Genomic DNA, 267 nt, shown 5'->3' on the forward strand with positions numbered 1-267 from the left:
CTACTACATTGACGGTCAACGTGACGAGCGGATGGCAAAACAACGGGAACATGTGGATCACCCTCGTGAACGAAACCACGGGGCAGACGGTGGGTCCAAGTGAGATCTTCACACCGAGTGCGTCGGAAACTTATACAAGCAACGTGCCGGGAACGGACACGTTTATCGCATACGTGTCGTATATTCCGCCCGGGGGCGGCGTGTTCGACATTCAGAACGACGCCTATCAGTCGAATCCGGTATCGGTGACCTGGACAAACGGCACAA

The 267-nt window shown here is 55.1% G+C and carries 1 protein-coding gene; it reads left to right on the forward strand.

Annotation, left to right across the window (positions count from 1 at the left end):
* On the forward strand, positions 1 to 267 hold a 267-nt coding region (locus tag AC27E8_RS06515; protein WP_487098619.1), incomplete at both ends, for a hypothetical protein.

The organism is Alicyclobacillus sp. CIJ1, from assembly GCF_057538885.1.